Below are 17983 nucleotides of genomic sequence, written 5' to 3'. Positions count from 1 at the left end.
GGTCACAGCTTTGAGGATATGATCCCGGTGGCAAACCCGCCCATGCGCAATTCCCCGAAAAGCCGCTGATACTCGATCTTCGGGCATCGGTTCATGACCACATCAACACCTTCGGCCTGTGCGACTGCTGCCGCGCCTTCATGTGCGACACCGATCTGCATCCAGACTGTCCTGAGCTTTGGAAAAGCCTGCAAAGCTTCGTCCACAATCGGTGGCACGGCTTCGGATCGGCGAAATATGTCCACCATGTCGACAGGTTCGGAAATATCCGACAGCGACGCATGAACAGTCTGACCGAACAATTGCTTCCCAACATGTCCCGGATTGACCGGAATGACCCGGTATCCTTTCAGCGAAAGGTAACGCGCCACGTAATAACTGGGCCGCACCGGGTTCATCGACACCCCAACGACCGCCACAACTTTGGTGCGTTGCAGGATGCCTTTCAGGAACTCATCGAAATAATCTGCCATGAGGGCACCCTAATCGCTGCGTTCAAAAGAAAAAAGCGCCCAGGTCGAACCTGAGCGCCAGTTGTTGGAACGAGGGACAGTGAAATGACCCGCGGCAGTTCCGTTCCGCGGTCACTGTGACATTTAGGCATGAGTTCGGCAAAAAAAAGAGGGCGCGCGCACTTTTGTGATGACAGATCAAAAAAAAACGCGAAGTTTCGCCTGTCACTTGTACAGAACCGATGGCCAGTGCTCCTCGGCCATGCGGATATTCAGCGCCATGTCTTCCTGCCACACTTTCTCGATCGCGAGCGAATGCACCAAATAAAGCCTGCCATCCACGACCCTCCACGCCATCGGGTCGGTGCTGGACAGAAGGCCCAAGGCCATAGCATAGGCGCAGTATCCGCCAAACTGAGGCGCAAAGGCGCGCGGATCACGCTCGAACCGCTCCTGGTTCTCGGCTGATGCGAAATGCCATTCGACGCCTTTCCACATCAACGAATGCTCGGCATGGCCCAGCACCGGCGCGTCATCCACGAAATAGGACACGGGATCATAGCCCGCCATTGCCGCACCATCTGTGGCAAAATAGACGGGCGCATCCTGCGCCTGGACGGCAGGTGCGAACATGATAGCGGCCATAGCGCCAATGAAGAAACGTCGGGTCAGCATCGTCGGTCTGAGTTGTTAGAATTCGAGACCGTCAAAATGCAACTTTTTCAGCGCCATGAAACCCCCCTTGACGCGGTTGTGAACACCCGTGTCGCCGAAGAAACAAGTCAGTCGAAGATATCTTCGATCACATCCCAGGCTTCATCCAGCACGCGCGAGAACACACCTTTTTTCCGTTTCTTGTATTTGTATTTCGGCGTTCGGGCCTTGGACTTGGCCGGACGCACTTGCCTTTCTTCAGTCAGCTTTCGTTTGGGCAACATCTTGAGGTCGTGCAGGGGGGCGCCACAACTGGAACAGCTGAGCTCGTGACGTTGTTTTCCCTGCAGAACCAGCGCGGCACGCGTGCCGCAGTAACAGCAAGTGGCAATTTTCGACGGGCTGGGAATGACGCTCTCCTGTTATTTGTGCCTCGATGCATATAGGGCAATCGCCGCCGCATTTGAGACGTTGAGCGACCCGAAACCGCCGGCTGCGTCAATTTTCACCAGATGATCGACGGTTTCCTTGGTTTTCTGCCGCAGACCGGGACCTTCGGCACCCAACACCAGTGCAACCGGTCGGTCCAGCTTGCCCGCCAACGTGGTTTCGATGGTCTGATCCGCCTCGCCGTCCAGCCCCAGCACCAGAAACCCCATATTCTGCAGCTCGACGATTGCGTCCGCCAGATTGCGCACCCGCAGATAGGGCTGACGTTCGAGCGCGCCGCTGGCGGTTTTCGCCAGCGCTCCGGTTTCCGGCGCCGAATGGTGGCGTGTGCCGACAACGGCGCTTGCACCCAGCACCTCAGCCGAGCGCAGAATCGCCCCGACGTTGTGCGGGTCGGTGACCCGGTCCAGCAGAATGACGCGCGGGTGTTCACGACCGATGCAGTTTTCCGCCAGCCCACCCCAGTCCAGCGGCTTGACCTCAAGCGCCGCGCCCTGATGCACCGACCCCGGATCGATCGGAGCGGTGAATTTGCGTGGATCAACCAGCTCGGCTTCAATTCCTGAAAATTCAATGGCTTCCGCCAGCTTGGCCTGCGCGTTCAGAGTCACGATCAGACGCAATTTCTGACGCTTCGGGTTCATGAGCGCGTCACGGACGGCGTGCAGTCCGAACAACCAGACAGTCTCGGACGCGGCTGCTTTGCGCGCCTGTTCCTTTTCGACGACCCATTTGGGTTTCTTCATTTTAAGGGCCTCCGGGCCGGGAATTCGGTTTCCTGCGCCAAAGCGGAATTTTCCTGTTGACGCTCCTTTAAGGCGCTAGTAATCACGCCTCCACGTCAGGTGCAACGCCTGACAGTGGGCGACAGGCCGCAAGGTGTGGCAGGGGACTGTAACTCCCTCGCGGAGACGCACGCCTGGTTCGATTCCAGGGTCGCCCACCACTTCTTCAAGCAACTCAAATTTAGATCATTGTGTGCGGCAAACGTCCAGACGCGGTTCGTCGGCGTTAACCGGCTATTAGCGGTGTCAGTCGTGCGGCGGGTTTCTGGAGGCCTGAATTTCCTGCGCACGTTCAGACCAGGTTGATCGAATGTAGGCTAAGATATCCCAGATATCATCGTCGGATATTACTTCCTCAAACCCGGGCATTCCACTTGCGAAGTCGCTGATTCCGCGTACCGCCAAAGCTTTTTCTCCACCTAATTGGGTGTATTCAAAAAGAAGTAGGTTATCGTGATGCCAGGTGTGCCCCGTCTCATCATGGGGAGGCGCGGGCAAGACACCGTTTTCGTCTGGCGTTTGCCAGTTCGGTTGTCCTTCGAGGTTTGCACCGTGACAGGACGCGCAATGTTCAGCGTAAAGGGCCTGACCGCTGGCCAAGTCCCGGCCATCCAGTTCGTGACCTGCGATTGCCCCGGTTGCAACGCTAAAGGCTGCGATGATCAGAACGCGTTTCATGCAACCTCGACCCAGGTTTTCATGCCCGACGCCTGATGGCCCAGCATGTGACAGTGCATCAGCCATTTGCCGGGGTTGTCGAACACGCAAACGATTTCTCGCGTTTCACCCGGATCAATCAGCGTTGTATCCCGGAAAGCACCTAAATTGCCGTCGGCTTCGACCTCGAAAAAGTGATGCCCGTGCAGATGGATACCATGGGGAAAGCGGGTATCGTTCACTAGTTGGATGCGCGCAGTCTGTCCGCGTTGGAAGCTGTGGAAAGGGGTGTCCGCAAGGCCGGACTGTCCGTTGAACGCCCAGATGCCCTCTTCCATCAGCCCCTGCATCATTCTTTGGCTCATGGCCCCGCCCTCCATGGTCAAGGTCAGGGAAACGGCATTGTCCAAGTCGGGCTGCACCGTCGCGTTTGGCGGCAGCGCGGATATCTCTGATGGTTGTCGCGCCGTGTTCTCGCCTTCAACCGGGATTTCGCCCAGCAGGTAAGGATCATCCCGGGTCGGAAATATAAAAGCGATTGTTTCAGCGGAAGTGACATCCGCTATGATATCAACCCGTTGGGCCGGGGCCAAAACCAGGTCAGAAACCTCTTGCGGATCGGAAAGCGGCATACCGTCCAATGCAACAGTCTTGCCGTCAATGCCTTCAAGTTCAATCGGGAAAATCCTGTCAGTCGCGACGTTGATCAACCTCAAGCGCACACGGTCACCAAGACGAACGGACGCGTCCGGTTCGAAAAGCACACGGGCATAGTTGCCAAGCCGACCCTGATGCGCCTGATCGTGCATGTTCTCAAAGCCATCGGCGAGTGTGCCGTCTTCGGTCAGGCGCCAGTCATCAATCATGACGATCACGTCATGGTCCACATCAGGCGGGGATTGCTCCTCGACGATCAGGGGGCCGTAAAGCCCCCTTGCAACCTGTTCCCAGGACCGGTTATGCGAGTGATACCAGAAGGTTCCGGCGTCCGGCGCGCGAAAGCGATAGGTGAACTCTGCACCCGTTTCGACAACGTCCTGTGTCAAGCCCGGCACGCCGTCCATCGCATTGTCGGTCCGCAACCCGTGCCAATGGACCGCCGAGCCGTCGTCTATCTGGTTGAGAAAACGGATGTCGAAAACCTCGTCCTGACGGACGCGAAGGACCGGACCGGGCGTGCTGCCGTTGAAGCCAAGCATCGGCGTTGCCGGATCGCCTTCCGGCAGGATTTGCGCAGAGACTGGCTGTGCAATCAGGTTCAATGGAGCCGCCGCGATGACGACGCCGGGAACCAATGCCATTGCACTTGTCGTGATCAGGAATTCTCTTCGGTTCATCTTAAACCTCAATTCGGAAGGGTCAGGACGCTGGTAAGGGTAGCTGTTGCCGCGAACACGACCAGTATGACCGCAGTTTCTATTTCGATGGAGCGTGCCAAATGACGCGCTGCGTCGTGATCACCTGCCTGCATGGCGGGAACAAACCGAAACTTGTTGGCGGCTGCCATCACAAGCACCAACGCCACCAGCCCCAGTTTGATGAGAAGCGCCTGCCCGTAGCCCGAAACAAAAAGGCTTCGAAGATCACCCAACAGAAGCCAGGACATCAGCAAGCCCGCCAAAATCAACGCAGGGACAATGACCGAGGCGGCTTGCCCGAAACGATCCCCCAGCGCTGCTGCCTCGTCCAAGCGTTCGGGCTGTAACGACAAGCGCCGTAACGGACCAAGAATGCCGATCCAGAACGCAAGGCAAAGCAAATGCAAAAGCAGCAGAAGCCTTACGCCGCTTTGTTCCAGGCCGGGCACATGCCCAATCTGTGCAAACGACCACAGCGCCAGCACACCGCCACCAAGGGATATCCATTGACCGGCAAATGGCACGAACAACCCGACAAGGATCATGGTCGCGCCGACCAGTCGATAGACCAGAACATCACCGACCGGTGTTTGCCACAAAAGCCTCAGCATCTCGGGATCGCTCATCCCATCAGCGCCGCCGGTTAGGGCGGCCCCGCGCAGCATGAACCCAATGACAGACGCGACTATCGCAAGCCCAGCCAAGAACGCAGTATGGACGCGCATCCGGCCGCTCAGCGACGAGAGGAGATCAGCAAAGGCGGCGCGCATGATCACCAGCCCGCTGGATCCTGCAATGCCAACATACAGCAGGAGTTTTGACAGGATCGCAGCAATGCCCCAGACGTCCGGCATCCTCAGTCAACCGTAAAGGAAAACTCGCCCTGCATCGCATGGCCGTCCACGCCCAGACCGCGCCATTCTATGCGATAGGCGCCTGTCCCCATATCCTGAAGCGGGAGGGTGAAGAGACGATCAAAACTGGTCTGGTTCCCAATGTCGAGTGGGACCGAATGAATATCCTGATGGGTCATCTCCACTCGGGTCAGACGGATGTCGTCCGCAAAGTTGAAACTGATTTCAGACGGGACTTCCGCAATCGTCGCGCCGTTTTCTGGCGTCGTCGTGTCCATGCGGGAATGCGCAAGCGCAACCGTGGCAAGCGCGGCAAGCAGAGCAAGGATCGTGAGCGTCTTCATAGAGTGTTCCTCAGTTAATTCCGTTGGCGCGCTGGATTTCGCGGATATAGGCGACAACCATGGCAACGTCGCCACGGGTTAAGCCTTCGACCGGCGGCATATCTCCGAACGACCAGTGATGGCTTCTTACACCTGTCGCAACTGCGCGCTGAAAGGATTCGTCGGCGTGATGGCTGGGTTCATAGATAACATGGATCAGTGGAGGTCCGGCACCTTCAATTCCGACAGCATTGGTGCCGTGGCACGCGGCGCAAGCCTCATCGAAGAAGCGCTGTCCAATGGCAGCGTTGCCCTCGATCGGGGGCATTTGAATGGCCACCATGGCATCCCCTTCTACAGGGGACGACGGAGTGGCAATTTCGGACGTACCGGGCCGCAGCATAATGTAGGCAGCAGCGACCGCCACGGCACACGCTCCGATAACGAGATACTTTCGGTTCATGGTTCTTCCTGACTTTATGAAACAGAATATTGACCGCGCTGAGCGGCGGCCAAGCAAAAACACCAGGCGCGTACACCTAGCGTCGAAGTGCCGTTTCAGAAGTTAGGTGGTCTGTCCGGATGTTCCGGCTCACGCAGCGCAGAAAGTTCGCTTACCTGCCAATTCAATACCTGTTCGAACTGGTCTGGTGATGCATCCGACGTCTCGGAGGCAAGTAACATCAGGTTGCAGAGGAAAGGATTGCATCCATCATGGTCTGCGCCGTCCGTTTCGTGATGGCCGGTCGGCGACAAACGATCCAAGTGCGGAGATCGCTCCAAAGACTGAACCTCGTCACAATGTCCATCGTTGCAATGCAGCGGCATGTCGTGGGCAACACTTGCGAACCCGGTCAATAAGACCAGAATTGCTGCCAGGAACACCGATAATATCCGCTGCAAAATCATTTCGGCGGAAACCTATTACGCAAATCGGAACAAAACAATACAGGAATAGACCTTGGCGCAGGCATACACGGGGGTCATCAATTGGCCTGTCTCGCCGACAAAGTGGTTGGTGGCAAATGGGAAACCAAAGCGGTTCTGTCACCCCACCGCGCGATCACGGTAGAATTTGCGCCGAAATGCCGCGAAAGGGGCAATTGCCAAACGTTTGCTCGTTGAGTTTGCGACATTTTCCCTATTCTTTCGGTCGCAGGGCCCGGCGCACGGGGATGCCTCCAGCAACGGTTTCGCCTCCAACAAATGTCTGTAAGACCGCCCGGTTGCCAGAATCGCGGTCTTGGGTGATCCTTCAAGAAATTGAAGGATCGCAATATGTTTAGATATCTAATATTTGCGCTCGGTATTTGCGCATCTACGACCTTGTTCGCACAAGAGGCATCTGATGACGCTGCTGCGACGGAAAACGCCTCGGCCACTTCGTCCGATCTTCTGACTGATGCTGAGTTGCAGACCCTGGTCGCTCCGGTCGCTCTTTATCCTGATACGCTGCTGATACAGATTTTGGTCGCGGCGACGCAGCCGTTGGAGATCGTGAAGGCCGAACGGTATTTGCTGGACAACGCCGACCGAGACGCCTCCGAGCTTGGTCCGGAAATTGAAGCCATGGGCTGGGATCCTTCGGTCAGTGTGTTGGCGACAGCGTTTCCCGAAGTCGTCGGTCAGATGGCCACCCATGTCGATTGGACCGAGACGGTGGGAACGGCCATGCTGGCGCAGTCCGATGATGTGCTGGATGCGGTTCAAGTCATGCGGGACCAGGCGATTGACAGCGGAGCGCTTGTGTCCGGGCCCGCGCAAACTGTCGAGGTGACGGAAGAAGACACGGTTGTCATTACACCGACAGAGCCGGAAACCGTATACGTCCCGCAGTATAACCCTGAGACCGTCTATACGGGACCGTCGGTGGGGGACGTTGCAGGCGCGGCCCTGCTGACATTTGGCACCGTCGCCCTGATCGACGAGATTTTTGACGACGACGACGATTGGTATGGCTATTGGGGGTGCCGGAACTGCGGTGGCTGGGGCGGTGGCCCGATTTACAGAAACCCGAACATCGACATTGACGTCGATGGAAACGTCAACATCGGCAACAACATTGATCTGGGCAACCGCACGGATATCGGATGGAAACCCGATCCTGGCCGTCAGCAGCAAGCCCGAGACAAAATCGCCAATCACAAAAGACCAGAAGGGGGTCGCGGCAATTTGCCGGTCAACCGCCCCGAGGGTCGCACGGATGAATTGCGGTCAAAACTGAGCCGCGAGTCCGGCGCCGCGGACATCAGCCGCGACCGTGCGGCGGCTGCCGTTGCGGCTGGCGCAGGTGCAGGGGCCGTGGCCGGTGGTGCTCTGGCAAATCGGAGCGGTGGGAAAACCGTTGCCGCAGATAAACCGGGGCAACGTCGACCGGGACAAGGCCGCTGCAAAACAACAGGCCGTTGATCGGACCAAACGACCCGATGCGGCGAAACGGCCTGTCGCACAAAAACCGCAGACAGCCAGAAAACCGCAGGCGAAGAAGGCCGCAACGGCGCAGCGCAAACCCAGTGCGTCCAGGGGGCAAGCGATGAAGAAAAAGGCGTCCGGAAGCAGAACTCACAGCGCGTCCAAGCGAGGGCACGCCGCCAAAGGCAAGCGGAGACGGTAAGATGCGTATATCGGTATTTTCAGTTGTTTTGCTCGCTGCGACCGCAGGCGTCGCGCTTTCTGACGGCGCCCGGTTTGATACTCCGCAAAGCGCGCTGGACGCGTTCGCAGATGCTCTGAAAGCAAATGATCAGAGTAAGTTGCTTGAAATTTTCGGACCTGAAGCCGAAGATTTGGTCGGATCGGGAGATCCGGCAGAAGACCAGCAAAGAAGGCAGGAAGTTCTTGGCATGTACGCCGAAGGGTACCGCTTTCAGCCCGAGGATGATGGGGTTGTTCTTCTGCTGGGTGAAGACAGTTGGCCTTTCCCGATTCCAATCCTGCGCGGGGAAGACGGCTGGCGTTTTGACCTGGAGGCCGGGATCGAAGAACTTTCGGCCCGGGAAATCGGCTTGAATGAGCTGGAAGTGATTGATTTGCTGGAGGCTTATGTCGACCTACAGGCGGCATTCCGGCTGGTGGATCACAACGGTGACGGCGTCATGGAATTTGCGCAGACGATCATTTCCGACCCGGGCGAGCGAAACGGACTTTTCTGGCCCGAAGACGACAGCTTTGTCGGCGCGGCACTTGCCCGAGCCGCCGCCTCGGGGTGGAGCGACGGTGAGACCGACTATGAGGCGGAACCATTCCTCGGCTATTACTTCACCATCCTTCACGAACAGGGGGCGAATGCGGCTGGCGGAGCCTACTCGTACTTTGTCGGGGATCGCTTCGTGGCCGGACATGCCTTGCTTGCAGTGCCTTCGGATTACGGAGAAACAGGCATCCATTCCTTCATGGTCGGTGAAAACGGTATCGTTTACGAGGCCGATTTCGGCCCCGAGACCCTCGATGCCACTGCCGATATCAACATCTACGATCCCGGCCCGGACTGGTCGCCGGTTGAGTAGCCGCCGATCTCCGGCGCACTTCCCGCCGCAGCAAAGCGATTGGTAAGTGATGGTCGCCCAAAGTGGGCGACCATGCCGACCGGATGGCGTCAAGCGACGAGCCTGCTCCAACTGGACCATATCGAACAAACGGGAAAGGATCGCGCACTTCAGCGCTGTCCCGCGAAACCAATGTATCGTTGCCTTCGTCCCGCCCGCCTTACTTGCAGATCGGCAACTCCAATGGAGGCTGCTTGGGCAAAGAATCCCTCCATTGGTTTATGATGGGTTGGAGGCTGCGCTTGGGCCAGAACTTCGGAGCACCGATTGCCTGTAGACAGGCGGCGTTCCAGTAAACCCCCGCCCCAGATAACGATTTGCCCTTTTTGACCGCCTTTGCGACGGCGTTAATGTCTTTGCCTTCCGGATAGATGTAGAGGGTTGTCGGGTTCCCTTCCACCAGGGCCAGAATCTCTTTCGAGGCGGATTGCGACCATGTCGTGCACCCGTTGCTGCGGCCCCCGGCATAGTTCACGAGCCTTCCGTATGGGACATAGCCGTCATCATCCGCATGAGAGCTTTGCGGATTTTTGAACCGGCATTGCCACTTCAGGAAAACGGCAGGATGTCCGCCAATTGCGCGCTCCCGTGCGTTGCTCGTTTCGCCTTCGCCATCAAACAAAAGAAACGTCCGATAGAACGGTTTCGTCTGACCGGAATGACTGTAATAGCCTTTGAATGATGTTCGTGTCTCGGCGGTCACGTAGGATCCGCCAGCGGTTAGTTTCGACCCCTCAGCGTTGCTGAAATTCTTCGCGCATTGCCGACCGTTCGAGAAATTGGCGCGTTGCAGTTTGCGCCCATTCCCGTAGCCGGACGAGACGGCCTGGAAAGATCTCCGAGACTCGCAGATGACATAAAACCGACGTCCCGGATTGCCGTTTCGCGCGGTACTGGGCCGGGTTGCATCCTTTGCAAGGTAGCAAGGGTTTCTGACCACGCCCTGCCGCACTTTTTCCTGATACAAATCCCGCGCCCTTTTCAGGACGATCGGAGCTATTTGGCCATCGCCCGTGCCCACATGCTTTTGCAACCAGGCGGGGATATCCGATGACAGTGCATTAACTCGATCAGGCAGCGAACCTGCCGAGACGGCAATTGTCATGAACGTGACTGCAAGACGGAGCGATATCGGTTTCAACGGAAAACCTCCTGCCAGAATGTCCTCGTGACCAACTTACCACAATTTTAGCGTGCAGGGATGTCTGTCGAAGGAACGACGGAGGGCGCCTGTTGCTGCAAATCCCACTTTTGCAATAAGGGGTCTCTTGGCAGTTCATTTTCCAAAACACTGAGGTTCATGCGTTGACGGCTACTGATCTGGAAGTGCCCGTCTAGAATTAAGTGCCGATTTCGTAGTTATGGCTTCACAGGCTTCGGAAACCGCCTTGGCGGCGCGGCTTGGCGAAAAGGGCGACAGAGTGACTTTGAGGCTGACCAAACTGCCTTGCCGCAATTTGAATGACATTCGAACCTGGCAAGTAGTTCTCTAATTAACCGTACGTCCTGAAAGCCAGTCGTTTAGTTGAGACGGTTTGCGGTGGCACTTCTTGCCACGTCGACCACACGGTCATCTCCAGACTGAATACAGCTGACCGGAACTTCGCCTCCCAGCTCACTTTTGGGCGAGGTCATCCACAACGCGCATTGCCACGGGGTCATTTCAACGGGCAGCGCCTTCAAAACATCTTCCATCAACGGAAACGGAGTACCATCTTCGGCAAACTGAAAAGATGGATACGCGTCAATACCTTCATATGGAACGGAGAAAACCTTTCCGCTTCGCTTCCAGATGTCGCCAATCCGCGTGACCAGCCGCGAGCCTGTCTTCCACTGCGCGTGTACCGCGCCCATGTCGAGCAAAGGGAACTTGCGGGAAAACTCATCCTTGCGGATGTCGCTGACAATACAGAACTGTTCTTCGAATTTGGCCAAGTACATCTGATTACACACAACACTAACAAATTCACACACGACAACACTGCCAGAACATCGCCCTCGCGAAAGTAAAATAGTTCACTTTCAAAAGTGCGTACTGATCTAAAGTCGCGCGAAGAAAGTTAAGCTACTGTAATTATTTCAACTTTCAGACAGATAAACCCTCAACCCGAAGACCAGAAAACCATATTGGCCTTTCCGTTTACCTGGCATGCGGGCAACAATTCCTGTGAGAGCAGCAAATTGATTACAGTTAAGGGTGAAATTACACGGATCGGAACCACTCAGGTGCTGTGGGCTACTTCCCGCCTGCGTCGGAAACCATTATCCCGATGGCAAACAGGGCAATGGCTCACCAGGGTCAGGATGTATTTTTTCCTGCGATGGGAGGTTCACGGTTCGAAAACCGAGCCGCGACATGAGCGACCTGAATTGGCTGACCATTGAGCAGATGGCCAAGCTCGCTCCTTATTTCCGGAAGTCACAGGGCAAGCCTCGGGTAGATGCCAAAAGCGTGTTTGCCGAGATTATCTTCATCAATGGCGGCGGTTTGGGATGGCGGGACGATCCGGAATCCGACGGTCTGCAAAAGACCCATTGCAGCCGGTGGAAGCATTGGAACAAGACGGTGTTTTCGCCCGGAGGATGGCCGTTCTTGCCGCCGAGCACAGCAAAGAGAAGGCCGTCAAGATCGATAGGAACAGACGAACATCATGCGTTCAGCTGAGCCTGCGCAAGTATCTCAGGTCACTCCGCGCCGCGACGAGCATGGTCGCGCAATAAAGGTTAGTCGCCGGATCGGGAGAACCAAAGGCGGCTTGAATACCAAGCTTGATGCCATTTGCGACAGCTATAGGCGCCCGCTCAACCTGTTCGTTGCCGACGGGGCAGATCAGCGATCAAATCGGTGCTCGGGTCCTGATCAGTTGCCCACCAAATGTGGACCGTTTGCTCGGAGATCGCCACCACGACGACGACAGGTTCCGAGATATGTTGAAAGACACAGGTATATCCACTGGCCTCCATTTTTTATCATGCAGGGAATTGTCGCGACAGGTAACGGTAAAAATCCCATATGGTTCCTTCATAGTCGCTTGGCGCGAGATGGCCGGACGGCGCGTGGCGCGAACTGAGCGCCGATTGCATTTTCTCCAGCTTCTCGCGATCCTCGCGATTTACCTCGTGCCATAACTTGATGCGTTCTTCCAACTCATCCTGGGTCAGCTCGTCGCCATAGGTCGACATCGTCCATCGCACCCGGATGCAATCCACGGACAAAGGTTTGATGGACAAAGAAACTAGCAATGTCGCGGCCTGGCTGGCCACCTGAGCGGGGAAGACATTGAACAAGGTTGAGCGGCGGCGTTCGTCATCGCTCAGCCCTGGCGCGCCCAAGCCACGGGATTCTGCGCTTGATGGGTAGTTGGCACAATAAGCCGTGAACGTGTCGTCGGATAAGGCCTTTCGGCTTAAACCCGTCGGCGTGTAGGGATGCAGCGTTTCCGGATGCACGACCGAGAGGTGGTACGCTTCCATGAAATTCTCGACAAGGCACTTCCAGTTCGTGTGCCAGTCTTCTTCAAACGTTGCAACATGGCGCATCCTGTCCGTCTGATAGTTGCCAAGCAGAACTTCCAGTTGCTCAAGGCGCGGCGCCAGCGGCTCTGCATCATCGTCCAGATTGACATAGACAAAGCCGTTCCACTGCTCACAGCGAAATTCCGGTAAGGCGCAACTGCCCTTTTTGACGCCTTTGTCTCGCATGCGCGGCGCGTTCAAAAGCTCACCGTCTCGCGCATAGCTCCACGCATGGTAGCTGCAGACAAACTTACGGGTTGAACCAGACCCTTCGGCAATCGGCATGCCCCGATGGCGGCACAGGTTCGACAAGATTCTGACTTGCTCGTCATCCCCGCGAACGACCAGCAGGGGTTCGTCGAAAAGCTGCGCTGTAAAGTAGTCCCCGGCACTTGGGATTTCGTCGGCACGGCCAAGGCAATGCCACTCCTTGCTCAGGAATGTTTTCACCTCGAAATCAAAGAACTCGGGATCCGTGTAAAACCATCCGGGCAAGCACTGCGCTTGCGACTCTGGCAGGGCCGCGACCTGATGGAGCATTCCCACCATCTCAGCAACCCGCTGCTTTCGAACCATTTGCATTTTACTGCGCGGCCTCCTGTCCGAAGACGCGGTTGAACCCGGCCGTCTTCTCGGCCAGATACTGCGTGAAGTCGTAGATCGGTCGTTCGAGGTAAGAGAGATGTCCGGCCCGCGCCGCGCCGGAGTTCAGACCCTTGAACACTTTTTCCGTACAGCCGCGGTCTTCGTCATTCACGTCATCCAGCAGCTTCTTCAGTGTCGCGATATATTCATCCGCCTTCGGGTCCGCCATGAATTCGGGTGACAAACCGCCGCCATAGACAATCGAGACCTGGCCCGTGCCTTTTGGGTGCAACGAAAGATACCAGAAGTATCCCGGCGTCAGAGTAATCAGGTGACTTGGGTAAAGCGTCAGCAGAGCGGTGGTCTTGCGCCAATCGCCCTCAAGGCGCGTGTTGTCCGGATGGGCGTTGCCCATCGGCAGCGACGCCTCTTTGGTGATCCAGTGATAATTGAAGTGCTTCAGCCCAGGCGGGCAATCCATCTCCTCCAGTTTGGAATGGCCCCCAACTGTCTGGGCGTGACACACAGGCAGGTGGTAGCTCTCCATGAAGTTCTCTGCCAGAACCTTCCAGTTCGTGTCCCAGACATGGGTCTCGCGGAAGCACTCGACATAGTTCTCCATTCCGTACTGGGACACCATCTCTTCCAGTTCGGACAGTTGCTGGGCCACCGGGGCTGAATCCGGGTTCAGGGTCACGTAAATCCAGCCCAGCCATTCCTCGCAGCGGATTTTGGGGAGCTTGTAGCTTTCTTTGCAAAAACCCGTCGTCTCTTTCATGAACGGTGCGCCGCGCAGGTTGCCTTCCAGATCGTAGGTCCAGGCATGATACGGGCAGACCAGAACGCGGGCGTTCCCTTCGCCTTCCACGATCGTCGACATGCGGTGCAAACAAACATTCGAAAACGCTTTCAGCTCTTCGGACTTGCCCCGAAGCACGACGATGGGTTGTTCCGCGACTTCAAGGGCAATGTAGTCACCGGGATTTGCCAATCGGCTGGAACGTCCAACGCAGACCCAGTCCTTGCCAAAAACATTGTCCAACTCACTGCGCAGGAAATCCTGACTTGTGTAGACAGAAGGAGGCATGGCAACCGCGTCTTCCATCGGCCGATGAGCGGCATTCAACAATTCAGTAACTGCCTGGTCTAACGACATGGGTGGCTCCTCAATCATGCGGTGACCCCGATTTGCAGGCTAAGACAGCCTGTCATCCTCGGACGATTTCATGTTGCACTCGAACTGAAAAATATAAAAACTTAAAAAAGATGGCCTTTAAGAAGGTAAAATATGGTTCGCTTCACTTTGCGCCAATGCACCTATTTTCGAACCGTCGCCGAATACGGCGGCATTGCACAGGCCGCGCGTGTGCTGAACATTTCGCAGCCTTCGGTCGCGCAGGCGATACAAAAGCTTGAAGATGTCACCGGGTTGGTCCTGTTCAATCGCCACCATGCTCGGGGCTTGTCGCTCACGCTTCAGGGGCGCCTGTTTCTGGAACATGTCAAGGAACTTGAAGCGCAGGCTGAACGTGTCGGCACTCAGGCAAAGGCACTGCTTTCGGAAACGGCGGGCGAACTTCGGCTGGGCGCATTTCGGACCCTTTCACCCTTTTTCCTTCCGACGCTCATTCGAAAATTCCAACACACTTATCCGGATGTCCGGGTGTTTCAACAAGAGTATGGTCTGGCTGAACTTGGTGATGCGCTGCGAAACGGAGAGATTGATCTGGCTCTGACATACGACAGGGGCTGGTCACTGGATGGGCTGGAGATCGTCAGACTGGCCGCTTTGCAGCCGAAAGTTATTATTTCTTCGAACCATCCGCTGGCACAAAATGAAGAGGTTCGACTATCTGACTTGCGCGATATTCCATATGTCATGTTCGACGGGCCAGGCAGCCGGACCTATTTCGAAGATTTGCTGAGAGAGGCGGCCCTCTATCCAGACATAGCCTATGCGTCGAATTCTCTTGAAACCGTGCGCAGTGCCGTAGCTGAGGAGTTCGGATTTTCGTTTTTGATAATGCTGCCCGAGTCGACGACGACATATAGCGGAGGCACGATAAAAGCGCTGCAGTTGGTCGAAACCCTGCGTCCCCTAAACGTTGTACTTGCGTATCACAGAGATCTTCAGAGCAAGTTCATCATGGGTTTTAAGGCACTTGCGAGTGAGCACTTTGGTGGCCGTTCTGAGGACCAAACTGAATGAGAAAAGTGTTGTAACCTCCAGCTGGGTGTCAGGCCCTTTGGCACAGTGGGTATAAGCCTCCGCAACTGAACTGGTCCACCGCTATGTTTAGAATACGGAGGACCAAGAACGGCAAACCAGCGGTTGAAGCCCGAAGAGATTACCTTGAAGTTGCAGCAGGTTGAGGTGTTGATGGCGCCAGGTATGACCTGCCTGGATGCGATCAGACAGATCGGCGTCGTTGAACAGACTTGCCTCAACCACTTGCCGGAGAGGGATTCGATCAGTGTTGCAGCCCGATCATCGTTACTTGCTGCCATTGGTGTGTTCATAATGAAAAAGAAAGACGGGAAAACCACTGAAACCCGCCTCGCTCCTTTTCATCAGATCACACAGTTTTCTAACCACACGGTTCAAACGCGACCACCTGTTTCTCTTGTTCTTTCAGTTCCAGCACCCACTGACGAAACTGTCTTTTTGCTAACGGCGTGATCTGTCTGGACACCATATTGGCCGCGCGCGGCGCCTTTGCGAACTCGGCTACCGATCCTGACCAACCAGCCGCTCCGGCGCCAGCTTTCAACGGTGCCCACTGAACGAGGTACCGCTCACCATCGAGCAACCCTGCTCACTGATGGAACGGCCGCAATCGTGACCAAGTCGCTGGCCTGACCGTCAAGCGCATTCATATCGGCGCGCTTCTCGCCTAGCGCACGCAATGCCTCGTCCTCTGAAGCAAAGGCTGCCACATGGGCTGGTGTGCGGCCTTGCGAGTCCCTCGCGGTGACATTTGTCCCCGCTGCCACGAGCTGCCGGAACATTTCGTCATCATCGGTATGAGCGGCTGCGAAGAGACCGATGAGCGATCTTTCCCAGCTCTTCGTTACACAACCTTTGCAAACCTTAGCAAACCTTAACATGTCAGATGTCTTTGAAGACACTTTGGTGTAACCGCAAGACAAACCGGTTCAGTGGTTCATATGCGACCCATACTTGAATAGTGCACCCGGACATCGTGGGCCTTTACGAATGACATGGATGATGCCGCTAGGAGCGCGGTGGTCATCGACACGCCCTACCCCGCGTAGCTTCGGAAATATGTGTCTAATGCGGTTGAGATACTCTTGGTCGAGCCAGGGCAAATGCCACATGGCCAATCCTCCTGCCACATTTAAGCACGATGTGGCATAGAATGGAATTGACCACGCAAAGATCAGTCAGCCGGCAAAGCTGTTGTCCGACAGAAACACGTAGATGACCGCATGGAGCCCATTTTTCCAATGCCGCGCCGCGCACTAATGTCCGGTACTGGGCATCTAATCAATCGTCAGGCGACAAGGCCCAGCTCTTTGTCGGTGGCTGTAACCGCATACTTTTCCCTCGGGGGCATGGGCCTTGACTGCCAGGGCGGTTCGAAGGTGAAACTTGAAACGCTGCGGCCGTTAGGCAAGGCACCGTTTCCGGCCCCGAGCGCGTAGTCGTAGTAAAGCTTGACGATCTCTTCTTCGGTCACCTGCGCTGTTTCTGGATGCGCCATGCATGCATCACGCCACGCTCGTACCCGGTCATAGTCTTTGCCAACGGGTAGTGTGAACCCTTCGTAGTAGTCAAGGAACCAAAACCGCTTGAACATTGGGGTAAAAACAGCCTCTGCCAAACCGAAGTCCTCGAACAAGAATGGGCCAGTCGGATTATGATGAGCTAGGAAATCATCAAGGTCTCGATAGAGCGCGAGAAGTTTATTCAAATGCTCATCTCGGCGCGCCTGATCCTGATTCATGACAAAGAGATAGCCCGCCATTGTGAAGGGTCCTTCGCGGGAAATCAGCATAGACTCGATGGCGTGCTCGGCAGGATTACCGCGGCGCAAAGGTGTCCCTGGTAGTGTCTCATCAAGATAGCGCAGGATCACGAGACTTTCCTTCAATATGCGGCCGTCGCTGGTTTCCAGCACGGGCAAGGCTGTCGTCCCTCTGGTCTTGGCTAGCAATTCTGGATCTCGTGGCTTGGTGATGTCTACTACATGAAACTCTACGGCATCCGTCAGTCCGCGCAGCGCCAGTAGGATTTCCAGTCGCTGCGAAAAGGGACAGACGGGGATATGATAGACGATGTGTTTCCCAGTCATGGCATCAATCCAACGGCGGGCCAGTGAAGGCCATGTTGTGCCGTTTGGCGCTCTCTTCGATAGCAGGCATGTCCTCGGGAATACGGCACTGACCGGCTGCCATGTCGGAAAAGAAACCTTCGAATCCGCCCGGTGTCAGGATCACGAGATGGCGGCTAGGTTCGTCGTCTGTCACCTTGAAGGTATGCTCCTTGCCTCGTGGGATGAATACGCTTTCGCCGGCCCCTGCGGTAAACTCTTTGCCTTCCAACCAGAACTTGCATGCGCCGGTGAGGATCACGAAGGTTTCGTCTTCGTTGTGATGCACATGGCGCGGAGGTCCGCTACGCAGGGGACCAGCTGTCGACGATGGACATATCGCCGCCTGTCTGTTCTGGGCCGAGGATGGTTTTGTATTTTACGCCGAGCCATTCGATGGCTCCGTCGATTTGGGCCATGTCCTTCATCGTTTCTCTCCATTAGCATCGGATTGAAACGAAAGCGCTTCC

21 protein-coding genes, 1 tRNA gene and 2 pseudogenes are annotated in these 17983 nt (G+C 56.1%); 6 read left to right on the top strand and 18 right to left on the bottom strand.

Annotation, left to right across the window (positions count from 1 at the left end):
- Window positions 1–2: 2 nt before the first annotated feature.
- The 4 genes from ACR3EQ_RS00215 to rlmB all read right to left on the bottom strand — a co-directional run bounded on the left by ACR3EQ_RS00215 (window position 3) and on the right by rlmB (window position 2302).
- Window positions 3–473 carry a CoA-binding protein gene (locus ACR3EQ_RS00215; RefSeq protein ID WP_170615171.1) on the bottom strand — a complete coding sequence of 157 codons (471 nt, stop codon included), beginning with the start codon at window positions 471–473 and terminating at the stop codon, window positions 3–5.
- A gap of 204 nt (window positions 474–677) precedes the next feature.
- On the bottom strand, window positions 678–1127 hold the full coding sequence (locus ACR3EQ_RS00210) for a YHS domain-containing (seleno)protein (RefSeq protein WP_170615169.1): 450 nt from the start codon (window positions 1125–1127) through the stop codon (window positions 678–680).
- Between the two features lie 107 nt (window positions 1128–1234).
- A complete protein-coding gene (locus ACR3EQ_RS00205; RefSeq protein ID WP_170615442.1) occupies window positions 1235–1516 on the bottom strand; it encodes a hypothetical protein in 282 nt (93 codons plus the stop codon).
- A 12-nt stretch (window positions 1517–1528) separates the two neighbouring features.
- Entirely contained in the window at window positions 1529–2302 is a 774-nt protein-coding gene (gene rlmB / locus ACR3EQ_RS00200; RefSeq protein WP_170615167.1) for a 23S rRNA (guanosine(2251)-2'-O)-methyltransferase RlmB, read from the bottom strand.
- Window positions 2303–2418: 116 nt separating this feature from the next.
- Between rlmB and ACR3EQ_RS00195 the strand changes: the two genes are divergently transcribed.
- Window positions 2419–2502: transfer RNA gene (locus ACR3EQ_RS00195), tRNA-Tyr, on the top strand.
- Between the two features lie 85 nt (window positions 2503–2587).
- Here ACR3EQ_RS00195 and ACR3EQ_RS00190 read toward each other — a convergent pair.
- The 6 genes from ACR3EQ_RS00190 to ACR3EQ_RS00165 all read right to left on the bottom strand — a co-directional run bounded on the left by ACR3EQ_RS00190 (window position 2588) and on the right by ACR3EQ_RS00165 (window position 6418).
- Complete coding sequence (locus ACR3EQ_RS00190) at window positions 2588–3019, bottom strand: c-type cytochrome (protein WP_170615165.1); 432 nt, start codon at window positions 3017–3019, stop codon at window positions 2588–2590.
- A complete protein-coding gene (locus ACR3EQ_RS00185; RefSeq protein WP_170615163.1) occupies window positions 3016–4335 on the bottom strand; it encodes a multicopper oxidase family protein in 1320 nt (439 codons plus the stop codon). Before ACR3EQ_RS00185 ends, ACR3EQ_RS00190 begins: the two co-directional genes overlap by 4 nt.
- Before the next feature lie 8 nt (window positions 4336–4343).
- Window positions 4344–5210, bottom strand: a complete 867-nt coding sequence (locus tag ACR3EQ_RS00180; RefSeq protein ID WP_170619695.1) for a CopD family protein — start codon at window positions 5208–5210, stop codon at window positions 4344–4346.
- Between the two features lie 2 nt (window positions 5211–5212).
- Window positions 5213–5554, bottom strand: coding sequence for a copper resistance CopC family protein (locus ACR3EQ_RS00175; protein WP_480489543.1), 342 nt, complete (start codon window positions 5552–5554; stop codon window positions 5213–5215).
- A 10-nt stretch (window positions 5555–5564) separates the two neighbouring features.
- Entirely contained in the window at window positions 5565–5996 is a 432-nt protein-coding gene (locus ACR3EQ_RS00170) for a c-type cytochrome (protein WP_170615158.1), read from the bottom strand.
- Between the two features lie 95 nt (window positions 5997–6091).
- Entirely contained in the window at window positions 6092–6418 is a 327-nt protein-coding gene (locus tag ACR3EQ_RS00165) for a hypothetical protein (protein WP_170615156.1), read from the bottom strand.
- Between the two features lie 393 nt (window positions 6419–6811).
- On the opposite strand from ACR3EQ_RS00165, the gene ACR3EQ_RS00160 reads away from it, so the two are divergent.
- Window positions 6812–7942 carry a DUF3300 domain-containing protein gene (locus ACR3EQ_RS00160; protein ID WP_480489542.1) on the top strand — a complete coding sequence of 377 codons (1131 nt, stop codon included), beginning with the start codon at window positions 6812–6814 and terminating at the stop codon, window positions 7940–7942.
- A gap of 206 nt (window positions 7943–8148) precedes the next feature.
- Window positions 8149–9039, top strand: a complete 891-nt coding sequence (locus tag ACR3EQ_RS00155) for a DUF2950 family protein (protein WP_480489541.1) — start codon at window positions 8149–8151, stop codon at window positions 9037–9039.
- A gap of 199 nt (window positions 9040–9238) precedes the next feature.
- Here the strand turns inward: ACR3EQ_RS00155 and ACR3EQ_RS00150 are convergent, their stop codons facing one another.
- Window positions 9239–10219, bottom strand: coding sequence for a hypothetical protein (locus ACR3EQ_RS00150; RefSeq protein WP_480489540.1), 981 nt, complete (start codon window positions 10217–10219; stop codon window positions 9239–9241).
- 380 nt (window positions 10220–10599) lie between these two features.
- Window positions 10600–11019, bottom strand: a complete 420-nt coding sequence (locus ACR3EQ_RS00145; RefSeq protein WP_170615150.1) for a hypothetical protein — start codon at window positions 11017–11019, stop codon at window positions 10600–10602.
- Window positions 11020–11434: 415 nt separating this feature from the next.
- On the opposite strand from ACR3EQ_RS00145, the pseudogene ACR3EQ_RS00140 reads away from it, so the two are divergent.
- A pseudogene (locus tag ACR3EQ_RS00140) lies at window positions 11435–12207 on the top strand (transposase).
- On the opposite strand, the pseudogene ACR3EQ_RS00135 reads toward ACR3EQ_RS00140, so the two are convergent.
- Both ACR3EQ_RS00135 and ACR3EQ_RS00130 read right to left on the bottom strand, forming a co-directional pair.
- Window positions 12121–13134, bottom strand: a pseudogene (locus ACR3EQ_RS00135) (aromatic ring-hydroxylating oxygenase subunit alpha); the annotation flags it as partial. The pseudogenes ACR3EQ_RS00140 and ACR3EQ_RS00135 overlap by 87 nt on opposite strands.
- 43 nt (window positions 13135–13177) lie before the next feature.
- Window positions 13178–14335: an SRPBCC family protein gene (locus ACR3EQ_RS00130; RefSeq protein WP_170615146.1), complete on the bottom strand. Its 1158-nt coding sequence runs from the start codon at window positions 14333–14335 to the stop codon at window positions 13178–13180.
- 132 nt (window positions 14336–14467) lie between these two features.
- Between ACR3EQ_RS00130 and ACR3EQ_RS00125 the strand changes: the two genes are divergently transcribed.
- Together ACR3EQ_RS00125 and ACR3EQ_RS00120 are read left to right on the top strand one after the other, a co-directional pair.
- Window positions 14468–15388, top strand: coding sequence for a LysR substrate-binding domain-containing protein (locus tag ACR3EQ_RS00125; RefSeq protein ID WP_170615143.1), 921 nt, complete (start codon window positions 14468–14470; stop codon window positions 15386–15388).
- A 144-nt stretch (window positions 15389–15532) separates the two neighbouring features.
- Window positions 15533–15859 carry a hypothetical protein gene (locus ACR3EQ_RS00120; RefSeq protein ID WP_170615141.1) on the top strand — a complete coding sequence of 109 codons (327 nt, stop codon included), beginning with the start codon at window positions 15533–15535 and terminating at the stop codon, window positions 15857–15859.
- A gap of 116 nt (window positions 15860–15975) precedes the next feature.
- Here ACR3EQ_RS00120 and ACR3EQ_RS00115 read toward each other — a convergent pair whose 3' ends face one another.
- From ACR3EQ_RS00115 to ACR3EQ_RS00100, 4 genes are all read right to left on the bottom strand, one after another.
- Window positions 15976–16287, bottom strand: a complete 312-nt coding sequence (locus ACR3EQ_RS00115; protein WP_480441412.1) for an ankyrin repeat domain-containing protein — start codon at window positions 16285–16287, stop codon at window positions 15976–15978.
- A gap of 407 nt (window positions 16288–16694) precedes the next feature.
- Window positions 16695–17495, bottom strand: coding sequence for a glutathione S-transferase family protein (locus tag ACR3EQ_RS00110; protein WP_170615139.1), 801 nt, complete (start codon window positions 17493–17495; stop codon window positions 16695–16697).
- A gap of 4 nt (window positions 17496–17499) precedes the next feature.
- Window positions 17500–17802, bottom strand: a complete 303-nt coding sequence (locus ACR3EQ_RS00105; RefSeq protein WP_480489539.1) for a cupin domain-containing protein — start codon at window positions 17800–17802, stop codon at window positions 17500–17502.
- Between the two features lie 16 nt (window positions 17803–17818).
- Window positions 17819–17941 (bottom strand): hypothetical protein, encoded by a 123-nt coding sequence (locus tag ACR3EQ_RS00100; protein WP_480489538.1) that lies wholly within the window; start codon window positions 17939–17941, stop codon window positions 17819–17821.
- Window positions 17942–17983: the final 42 nt, after the last annotated feature.

This window comes from Ruegeria sp. AN11 (assembly GCF_056536005.1).
Note: the sequence above shows the minus strand (reverse complement) of the source record. Positions and strands in the feature narration are given on the sequence as shown.

Bases quoted from the DNA above. Each gene is read 5' to 3' on its own strand.
- ACR3EQ_RS00215 (WP_170615171.1), bottom strand. From the start codon at position 473: ATGGCAGATTATTTCGATGAGTTCCTGAAAGGCATCCTGCAACGCACC.
- ACR3EQ_RS00210 (WP_170615169.1), bottom strand. From the start codon at position 1,127: ATGCTGACCCGACGTTTCTTCATTGGCGCTATGGCCGCTATCATGTTC.
- rlmB (WP_170615167.1), bottom strand. From the start codon at position 2,302: ATGAAGAAACCCAAATGGGTCGTCGAAAAGGAACAGGCGCGCAAAGCA.
- ACR3EQ_RS00190 (WP_170615165.1), bottom strand. From the start codon at position 3,019: ATGAAACGCGTTCTGATCATCGCAGCCTTTAGCGTTGCAACCGGGGCA.
- ACR3EQ_RS00185 (WP_170615163.1), bottom strand. From the start codon at position 4,335: ATGAACCGAAGAGAATTCCTGATCACGACAAGTGCAATGGCATTGGTT.
- ACR3EQ_RS00180 (WP_170619695.1), bottom strand. From the start codon at position 5,210: ATGCCGGACGTCTGGGGCATTGCTGCGATCCTGTCAAAACTCCTGCTG.
- ACR3EQ_RS00175 (WP_480489543.1), bottom strand. From the start codon at position 5,554: ATGAAGACGCTCACGATCCTTGCTCTGCTTGCCGCGCTTGCCACGGTT.
- ACR3EQ_RS00170 (WP_170615158.1), bottom strand. From the start codon at position 5,996: ATGAACCGAAAGTATCTCGTTATCGGAGCGTGTGCCGTGGCGGTCGCT.
- ACR3EQ_RS00160 (WP_480489542.1), top strand. From the start codon at position 6,812: ATGTTTAGATATCTAATATTTGCGCTCGGTATTTGCGCATCTACGACC.
- ACR3EQ_RS00155 (WP_480489541.1), top strand. From the start codon at position 8,149: ATGCGTATATCGGTATTTTCAGTTGTTTTGCTCGCTGCGACCGCAGGC.
- ACR3EQ_RS00145 (WP_170615150.1), bottom strand. From the start codon at position 11,019: ATGTACTTGGCCAAATTCGAAGAACAGTTCTGTATTGTCAGCGACATC.
- ACR3EQ_RS00130 (WP_170615146.1), bottom strand. From the start codon at position 14,335: ATGTCGTTAGACCAGGCAGTTACTGAATTGTTGAATGCCGCTCATCGG.
- ACR3EQ_RS00125 (WP_170615143.1), top strand. From the start codon at position 14,468: ATGGTTCGCTTCACTTTGCGCCAATGCACCTATTTTCGAACCGTCGCC.
- ACR3EQ_RS00115 (WP_480441412.1), bottom strand. From the start codon at position 16,287: ATGTTAAGGTTTGCTAAGGTTTGCAAAGGTTGTGTAACGAAGAGCTGG.
- ACR3EQ_RS00110 (WP_170615139.1), bottom strand. From the start codon at position 17,495: ATGACTGGGAAACACATCGTCTATCATATCCCCGTCTGTCCCTTTTCG.
- ACR3EQ_RS00100 (WP_480489538.1), bottom strand. From the start codon at position 17,941: ATGAAGGACATGGCCCAAATCGACGGAGCCATCGAATGGCTCGGCGTA.